This window comes from Bacteroidota bacterium (assembly GCA_039714315.1).
Classification (GTDB): Bacteria; Bacteroidota; Bacteroidia; order Flavobacteriales; family JADGDT01; genus JADGDT01.
Map to the genome: position 1 here is coordinate 1 of JBDLJM010000135.1, position 8,662 is coordinate 8,662.

At 33.9% G+C, this 8,662-nt stretch carries 9 protein-coding genes; 6 read left to right on the top strand and 3 right to left on the bottom strand.

Features of this window, described 5'->3' with window-relative positions; translation table 11 throughout:
• Positions 1 to 11: 11 nt before the first annotated feature.
• Positions 12 to 1,334: an APC family permease gene (locus ABFR62_11580; GenBank protein MEN8139060.1), complete on the bottom strand. Its 1,323-nt coding sequence runs from the start codon at positions 1,332 to 1,334 to the stop codon at positions 12 to 14.
• Between the two features lie 176 nt (positions 1,335 to 1,510).
• Here ABFR62_11580 and ABFR62_11585 point away from each other — a divergent pair, with 176 nt between their 5' ends.
• The 3 genes from ABFR62_11585 to ABFR62_11595 all read left to right on the top strand — a co-directional run bounded on the left by ABFR62_11585 (position 1,511) and on the right by ABFR62_11595 (position 3,748).
• A complete protein-coding gene (locus ABFR62_11585) occupies positions 1,511 to 2,281 on the top strand; it encodes a hypothetical protein (GenBank protein MEN8139061.1) in 771 nt (256 codons plus the stop codon).
• A gap of 34 nt (positions 2,282 to 2,315) precedes the next feature.
• Entirely contained in the window at positions 2,316 to 2,801 is a 486-nt protein-coding gene (locus ABFR62_11590; GenBank protein ID MEN8139062.1) for a regulatory protein RecX, read from the top strand.
• Positions 2,802 to 3,031: 230 nt separating this feature from the next.
• Positions 3,032 to 3,748, top strand: coding sequence for a hypothetical protein (locus ABFR62_11595; protein ID MEN8139063.1), 717 nt, complete (start codon positions 3,032 to 3,034; stop codon positions 3,746 to 3,748).
• Between the two features lie 41 nt (positions 3,749 to 3,789).
• Here ABFR62_11595 and ABFR62_11600 read toward each other — a convergent pair whose 3' ends face one another.
• Complete coding sequence (locus ABFR62_11600) at positions 3,790 to 6,006, bottom strand: insulinase family protein (protein ID MEN8139064.1); 2,217 nt, start codon at positions 6,004 to 6,006, stop codon at positions 3,790 to 3,792.
• A 261-nt stretch (positions 6,007 to 6,267) separates the two neighbouring features.
• On the opposite strand from ABFR62_11600, the gene ABFR62_11605 reads away from it, so the two are divergent.
• The 3 genes from ABFR62_11605 to rpmA all read left to right on the top strand — a co-directional run bounded on the left by ABFR62_11605 (position 6,268) and on the right by rpmA (position 8,488).
• Positions 6,268 to 7,734 (top strand): S41 family peptidase, encoded by a 1,467-nt coding sequence (locus ABFR62_11605; GenBank protein ID MEN8139065.1) that lies wholly within the window; start codon positions 6,268 to 6,270, stop codon positions 7,732 to 7,734.
• A gap of 137 nt (positions 7,735 to 7,871) precedes the next feature.
• The gene (gene rplU / locus ABFR62_11610) at positions 7,872 to 8,183 is read left to right on the top strand and encodes a 50S ribosomal protein L21 (GenBank protein ID MEN8139066.1); all 312 of its coding nucleotides are present in this window, start codon (positions 7,872 to 7,874) and stop codon (positions 8,181 to 8,183) included.
• A 35-nt stretch (positions 8,184 to 8,218) separates the two neighbouring features.
• Positions 8,219 to 8,488 carry a 50S ribosomal protein L27 gene (gene rpmA, locus ABFR62_11615; protein MEN8139067.1) on the top strand — a complete coding sequence of 90 codons (270 nt, stop codon included), beginning with the start codon at positions 8,219 to 8,221 and terminating at the stop codon, positions 8,486 to 8,488.
• Here the strand turns inward: rpmA and ABFR62_11620 are convergent.
• A partial coding sequence (locus ABFR62_11620; GenBank protein ID MEN8139068.1) for a hypothetical protein occupies positions 8,456 to 8,662 on the bottom strand: 207 nt, incomplete at its 5' end. The genes rpmA and ABFR62_11620 overlap by 33 nt on opposite strands.

Genomic DNA, 8,662 nt, shown 5'->3' on the forward strand with positions numbered 1-8,662 from the left:
TTTAAATAGTTTTATCTCTGCTTATAAAAAAACAACCCTGATAAAGTTACTATTATAGAAAGTATAAAATAACCGGGTTCAGAAATTAAGGCACTTATACCTACCGTAAGGCCTCCAATAATTGAAAGTATCGGGATTATCGGATAAAGCGGAACTCTATATGGCCTCTCCAGATTAGGCTGTTTTTTTCTCAGAACAATTAACCCTACAAAAACTATTGTATAGAAAATCCATATCAAAGCAATTGGAACATCTCCAAATGCATCTACTTCGCCCGATACAAACATCGTAATCAGATAGGCTAAACTTATTACCAGCATCAGGTAAGAGGAACGCAATGGCTGTCCCGTCTTATCTTCTATCTGATTGAAGTAATCACTTTTGGGGAATAATCTTTCATCAGCCAATGAATAAGGGACTCTTGTAGTGACAAGGATAAATCCGTTTAAACCACCAAAAGCCGATATTACTATTCCTGCATAAACAAACTTTGAACCCATTGCGCCAAATATCTCTTCGGCAACCCCAAACATGCCTTTTTCTACCAATATATCAGGGGAATAAACGTTTAGCAAAGCAATATTCAATAAGATATATACTACCGCAATAAACGACAAACCAAAAATAATTGCTTTGGGCAAATCGCGCTTCGGGTCTTTTAAGTCGCCTGCAATAGTTCCAACATAAATCCAACCGTCGAATGCAAACATTATCGGAAGGATGGCAGTACCTACAAGCAACCAAAATGACTTATCGCTACTAACTTCAAGAGGAGTACTGCTTACTTCCGGGGCAGTCTCCGGCACATACAAAATACCAAAAATGATAATCAGGAATATTGGAAGTATTTTAGCTACAGTTACGATTGTTTGCAACTTTCCTCCAAAATTTTTGGTATAAATATTAATTAAATAAACAAAAATCATTGCGCTGAAAGAGATAGAGACATGTATAAAGACAGTGGACTCTATTCCCAGAAACTGCATAGTGAAAAATGCAAAATAATAAGCTATCAGAGCTATAATTGCCGGATTGTAAATTGTTACCTGAGCCCAACCAACCAAAAATGCCAGCTTATCACCATATATTTTTCTCACCCAGGCAAATGTTCCTCCCGTTTCCGGTATTGCTGCTCCTACCTCTGCCACAGTAAGCCCTGACAAAACAGATATAATTCCTCCAAGTATCCAGGCGGTAATAGCTGCCATAGGATTTAAATCGGTTGATAACAATATCTGACTTGTCTTGAAAAATATCCCTATACCAATAACAATACCTACTACCATCGATACAGCTACGGTAAGTCCGTACTGCCCTTTTAACTTTGTACTCATTTCACAAATATTAATTGAAGATGCAAAATTAATACTTTAAAGAAACTATAACCTTAAATCCGCAAATGGATTTAAGCTATAATATGAATGTAAATTCATTTGATTTTTAATTTTTCAAACAAACATTTCTATTATTTTTGCTCTATCAATAAAATAAGACTCTCAACCCGGAAAAAATGACTCCTGAAGAAGAAACAAAGAAATACCGTAACGAACTAAACAAAATAGTTGACAGCGACCGGACTATTCCGGGAATCTTTAACTATTGCGACCGTTGGTGCGAACGTTGTACTCTATCATCGAGATGTACAACCTACCTGATGGAGCAATTTTACGAAGACGAAATTGCAAAACCGAGTGATGAGGAAAATAAGAAATTTTGGGATCAGATTTCTTTTAACTTCACAGTGGTTCGGGATATGCTTGAAGAAGCAATGGATAAATTCGACATTACCGAAGAAGATCTTGAGGATATTGAAATTGAACCATTGAATAAAAAAGAAAAAAGTAAAGCGGAAAAACTTTCTTTCGATTACGCAATGAAGATGAGTAATTGGCTGGAAAATAATTCAGATTACTTTAACAGCAAAAGTAATAGCTACTCCATTATAAATGATGAGATCAATATTGAACTCAGTGATGCTATTGAAATAGTCCAGTTTTATGAATTTTTTATCGCTCCGAAAATCGCCAGAGCTAATTCTGAAAAATTATTCAGAACCGATGACAAAGATTTTATTCAATCCGACAATAACGGTTCAGCGAAAATCGCACTTATAGCAATTAACCGCTCAATAGAGGCTTTAGGAATACTGACTAAATACTTTCCCGAAAAAGAAGATGAATTACTGGATTTCCTGGTGACTCTTTCAAGAATAAAAAAACTTGTAGATAATGATTTCCCAAATGCCATGGAATTTATACGCCCGGGATTTGACGAAATTTAGCATTGAATCATTAGCTCATTGAATCATTAAAACAGTGACAAAAAAAGATAAAACATATACCGTTCAGGAAATAAAAGCAAAGATGGAGCATTACTGTGCTTATCAGGATCGCTGTCATTTTGATGTAGAAAAAAAACTTAGAGACTATTTCATTATCCCCGAAGCTAAGGATGAAATTTTATTGAGTTTAATGCAGGATAATTTTTTGAATGAAGAAAGGTTTGCAAAATCATTTGTACGGGGGAAATTCAAGACAAAAAAATGGGGGAAAATCAAAATAAAGCACGAGTTAAAACATAAAAACATTTCGGAGTATTTAATAAACGCCGGACTGAAAGAAATTGATGATGAAGAATACTTTGATGTGGCAAAGTCATTAACTCAGGCTAAATTAGATAATACCACCGCTAAAAACAGTTATGAATTAAAATCGAAAGTGATAAATTATATGCAGAGAAAAGGTTTTGAGTATAACCTGGTTCTGGAAATTACAGATGAGCTCATCGAAAATAATTATTAGAAACTACATTGTACTATTTGGTTATAGGATTAAAAGTAAATATTGAATATTTCAAAAAACCACATAATCTTACAACCCTTTAATTTCCATAAAACTCAGATTACTAATAAAAACAATACTTTTCACCCCCTTCCTTAAATTAAAATGTAAACTTTAGCAAGATTTTTCCTACTTTTGTCATAAACAACATCAGCCTAACATCAGAATCACTTATATTTTCGCAAACTGTTATGATTTCATTTAGATATTCATACTATGTAATTTCACTCTTTATAGCAACAACATGCTATACCAATTCAGTTGCTCAGGAGGTATTAGTGAATCCTAAAACTGACAATGATAGCACTATTTTAAAATCTTCAATTAAAAATGAGGATTTAAATCTCATAAAAAGCAAAATCACAAACGAAAGAATTAAACTTCAAAAACTCCTGCCTGAGAATAAAAATTCTAGCAGCTCTCTATTAATACAAATTCAGGAACAGACTTTAGTTTTAGAAGAATCCATAGTTAGTTTTGTGGAGATAAAACACAGTTTAACGGTTAATGACTCTTTGAGTCGCCGTAATAATTTAGACTCTGAATTACTACTAGCACGCTTAATTTACATCAGAGCCAGAACCTGGTATATGCAACAATCGTTAGAAGAACGCATAGATGAAATCTATAAAGATTCGAAAAAATCAGATATAATAACCAGCTCCGAAGTTATAGCAGTAGCTAACTTAACAAATGATGTTATTAATAATCTGGAAAATGCAAAACGCTTCGATCGTTTAAAGTTCAGATACAACCACAAAATTGTTGTTTCTAACTGGGAACACACTGCCAATAAGCTAAAAAACTACAGTAGCAATCTCGAAAATAAAGATGTTGAATATGATAAACGATACAAAAATATGCTGTCAGATCTATACCTCATGATAGGTGTATTGGATATGTTTTGATGCAGTGACAAGTAATACTGCTTCACGACATAACGACTTCACTATTTAAAATTTCGTTTGCGTACATTTTCATCATTAATCTTAATCTGGGTAAGAGTTAAAACAGATTTTTTTCCTCCGATCAATGTTTCCACTTTATACGGAAAAACTACATTATCATAAGTTTTGAAATCAGAATAATCAAGGTAATTATTAACCTTATTTGTTTTAACATCTATACTTTCTCTCTTAATCAGGTATCCGTCAGAAACTCTGAAATACAGTAGAGAAACTTCCCCAACAGGTGACTCAACTCTAATTTTATAACACAGTTCTCCTTTCAGTGGAATTTGACTCTCGAGCGTCATTAAATAACCATCCTCCTGATAATACATAATAGGGAAAATGCTTTTTTCCAGAGACAACTTCATAAACTCTTCTCCAAGTATATTTTGTTTTTCTCCGCTTCGTTCTACGTAGCCATACTCACCGTTAAAAACTGTTTTTAAAACTATTACCTCATTATTCGAATAAGTACTGAGCCTCTTATTAGGCAACATATACTTATTTTTTACAAATAATTTCGAGTTATTGATATCCATAACCCACCACTGCCACAGTTTCTTTATGTTTTTCAGGTTTTCATCTCCCCCTATAACTTTAATATATCTTTGCAGCACGTAATTAACATCTACACTATCGGGAACAGACCTGTCTAACGAAGGAGGAAAAGTTTCCTTAGCATATTTATCATAATAAATTATTGGATATCCTAATTTTTCGAGTTGGGGAACAGCAACCTGCGGCGGTCCGCTAACAACTACCCTCATCTTATTGGGCTTTACTCTGTTTGATAAAACATTTGAAACAGTAGAAAAATCAACAGTATCAATAACACTCATAAGATTCTTAACCAAGTACTTATCAAGGCCCGTTAAGTAATAAAGCAAATACAAATCTGATATCTTTTGAGGGTCTGATAAACCGTTTATGTAGTTATCTATAATCTTTGACTCTATACTTTTCAGGTCAACACCCTCAGGAACTTTGTCATCTAACACAGAATTAACTACTTCCAGACTCTTCTCTATTGAGGTTGCCACACTGTCTTGTTTCGCATTATAAGTAACTGAGAAATACGCCCCCTGGTCACGTAAGTGATATCCAAAATTACTTACAGTATTATTTTCAACGAGCTCATTTCTAAATAAACCTTCTTCTTCATCCAACAATATAAAATTGCCTATTCGTCCCAATATCCAGTTCGAGTCATAGGTATCTAATTTATCAACATTCCCCATCCAAACCGATAGTTCATCAGAATCATAATTCTCTATGAAATCTATTTCTGTTTGATGAATATTGTATGGTTGCGGATAATATCCGTTTATAACATTACCTTTTCGGTATTTCCTAAAATTGCGGTTAACTATTCTTTTCAGTTCTCTCAATGAAATATCTCCATAAACAACTAAATATGAATTATTGGGTTTATAGTATGAATTATAATAATCATAGAGATCAAACTTTGACAAACTATCAACTTCTGATATCTGTATAAATTCACCAACAGGGTGATTGTTTCCAAACATCAGATTTCTTCCTACCGACTTGGATATATATTTATTTTGGTACTCTACATGTTTTAAACTGTCGATGATTTTTCTTTTACTATTCAGAAACTGACTGTCACTCACTTTAAAACCCAGAGTCATATCTGATAATAAAAGAAGATTTTTTTCCTTATATTTTTCCAACCCTTCGAGATATATCGATTTTTCGGCCAACTCTAACTTTCCCGCAGTAAAATCGATATATTCAGAAATTTCATTTTCCTTATACGACCTGCTGCTTTTCCCCCAAAGATCTCTGAATATCAGGTCCACTCCTTTTTTTGACCCTAAGAATATTTTGTTGTAATCAAAATACATTTTATATGATACAACCGGTAATTTATCATTTTGAAGTAAAATAACCTTAATCCCATTTGTAAGTACAAAAGTTTGAGCTTCAATTAACTTAAAACTGCTGTATTCTGCCTCCGGGGGCTGTGGTCTTGAATAGTTTTTGTTCAGAAACAACTTATAAAACTGTTTATCAGTAATCACTGAGGTATCCGAACCAGAGTACACCTCTTGATCTTCAACAACAAAAGGAATGTCTAACATATTCAGAGAATCTACAACTCTGGTATTCCTTTTAACTAAGGAAGAGTCCTCCTGAGAAAATACATTGTTTACAAATAGAATAAATATCCAAATTACTAAAGATGCACGCATATATTATTATTGTATAACAGTTACAACACCGGCATTACCCACATTAATTACCTGTACAAATTTCGACAAATTGTAATAAGAACAAAATATTATTAAGCCGAAATAACCCTTAGAGCTAAAGTCAGCATCAATAAAGGTGATAATAAATATGAATAACATTACCATCACCGTTTAAAATCGGTATCAAAACCATAAAATTATAAACTCATTAAAAAAAATCGTAAAATTGCGACTTCAAATCAATCACCAAAAAAATAATTTATGAGCAACTTTAAATATTACATCATATCACTTCTGGCTTTTACCCTATTTACTACTTCATGCCATAAGGATAAAGATATTGATAATCCTCCTGTCGAAATAAATGAGGAAGCATTAAATGTCAACACCTTTATTCTCGAAAACATGAATGACTATTATTTATGGACTGATAATATCCCTGATGATTTAGATCCCAAAAGCACTGAAAATTCAATTGAATTCTTCGAGCAAACACGATACAGAGGTGATACTGGAGAATATGATGCAGAAACAGGAATATATAAAAATGGCGATCCATGGTCTTTTATAACAGATGACCTACAAGGACTTATAGATTATTTTAACGGAGTTAGAAAATCAACAGGTTATTACTTATATGCATACTCACTTAATGACGGAACCGATAATTTCGCTTTGGTTGTTGCTTATGTATATGCCAATTCACCGGCATCTGAAGCAGGACTAAAAAGAGGAAGTGTAATTATGAAAATAGACGGGGAGTATGTCAACCAATATAATGCAAATGAATTATTAAGCCGCGAATCATATGATATAACTCTTGGGAGTTTCGACTTCATCAATGAGAAGTTTGACCTTCTGGATGAAACAAAGACTATTACTTCTGTTGAACTTAATACAAACCCAATAATTAAAAGTGAGGTTTATGATATTAATGGTACAAAGGTGGCATACCTGCTTTACAATTCATTTATTCACAACTACGATAATGAATTAATTGCTGAATTTGAAAAATACAAGTCGGAAGGTGTTACTGAACTTGTTCTGGATTTCAGATACAATGGAGGTGGTTCAGTGGCCTCGGCCATTAATATTGCGAGTATGATAGCTCCACAAAATGCCATTGGAAGTGTATTCCTGAAAAAAATGTATAATGAAGGACTTCAGAATTTCTTAATTAACAGCCCCGATTACGGACAAGAGTTTTTAGAGGACAATCTATCATCTTCAGCCTACGGCTATGAGGACGACGGTATAGTTGGTTCCGCTATGCCAAATTTAGATTTGAACCGCGTGTATGTTATCGGACAGGAAGGTACAGCTTCGGCGAGTGAATTGGTAATAAATGGTTTAATACCCTATATGAATGTTATTACTGTAGGTGATAGAACTCATGGCAAATACGTAGCAAGTATTACCATTGAAAATGAGAAATATACAAACTGGGCAATTCAGCCTATTGTTTTTAAAAGCGCAAATGCCAATGATGAAACTGATTATTGGGATGGATTTGAAGCTCAATTGGCAGTTGAAGATCACCCAATATACGGCGACTTTGGAGTTAACATATTAAGTGGATATGTTGAACCAATGCTATACACCGCTTTATCTGATATTGAAGGAACTTTGGCTAAAAAACAACTATTCTCTCCAGTTTCGAATACCGTTGTTAAAATGCCTGTAGAAAAAGCCAATCTTAGTCAGACTATGGTTTACGACATTAAGTAGTGTTTATCTATTGTGCTGATTATTGAACACATAGACAAATAAACAACAAGCCTATTGTCCAATAAAAATAAAATTACTACTTTTGCAGACCGTTACAAAAACGGAAAGTATATTATTAACATTAAGATATTCTTAATATGTACGCAATTGTAGAGATAGCAGGGCATCAGTACAAAGTTGAGAAAGACCAATTTATCTTCGTACACCGTTTACAGGGAGATGTAGATTCTGCATTAGAATTTGCAAACGTTCTTTTGGTAGACAACGACGGGAAGGTTAAAATTGGCGCCCCAGCTATAAAAGGAGCTAAAGTAGAGGCTAAAATTGTTGAGCACTTGAAAGGCGACAAAGTAATCGTTTTCAAAAAGAAAAGAAGAAAAGGTTACAAAAAAAGAAATGGACACCGTCAGCATTTGACTAAAATCCAAATCAGCAACATCGTTGCTTAATTCAAACATTTATTAATCTATAAAATCGTAGAACGATGGCACACAAAAAAGGAGTTGGTAGTTCTAAGAACGGTAGAGAATCGGAAAGTAAACGTCTTGGAGTTAAGATTTTCGGTGGTCAAGCTGCAGTAGCTGGTAACATTATCGTTCGCCAGAGAGGTACAACACACAACCCGGGTGAAAACGTAGGTATGGGTAAAGATCATACTCTTTTTGCTCTAGTTGATGGTGTAGTTACTTTCAAGAAGAAAAGAAACAACAGATCTTACGTTTCAGTTCAGCCTTTCGCTGAAGGTGAAGCTTAAGAATCTCAGTATCGAAGATACAAAATTAGCTCTCAATTTTATTGAGGGCTTTTTTTTGTGCCCAACTCTTTTATCTTTTAGCTCGCTGAAGCTCCTTAGCTCACTGGTACTTTTTTTCTTAGCTGTTGTTCGCTGAATTTCATTTCGTCGCTTTATCTTTCCTCTTTTATCTTT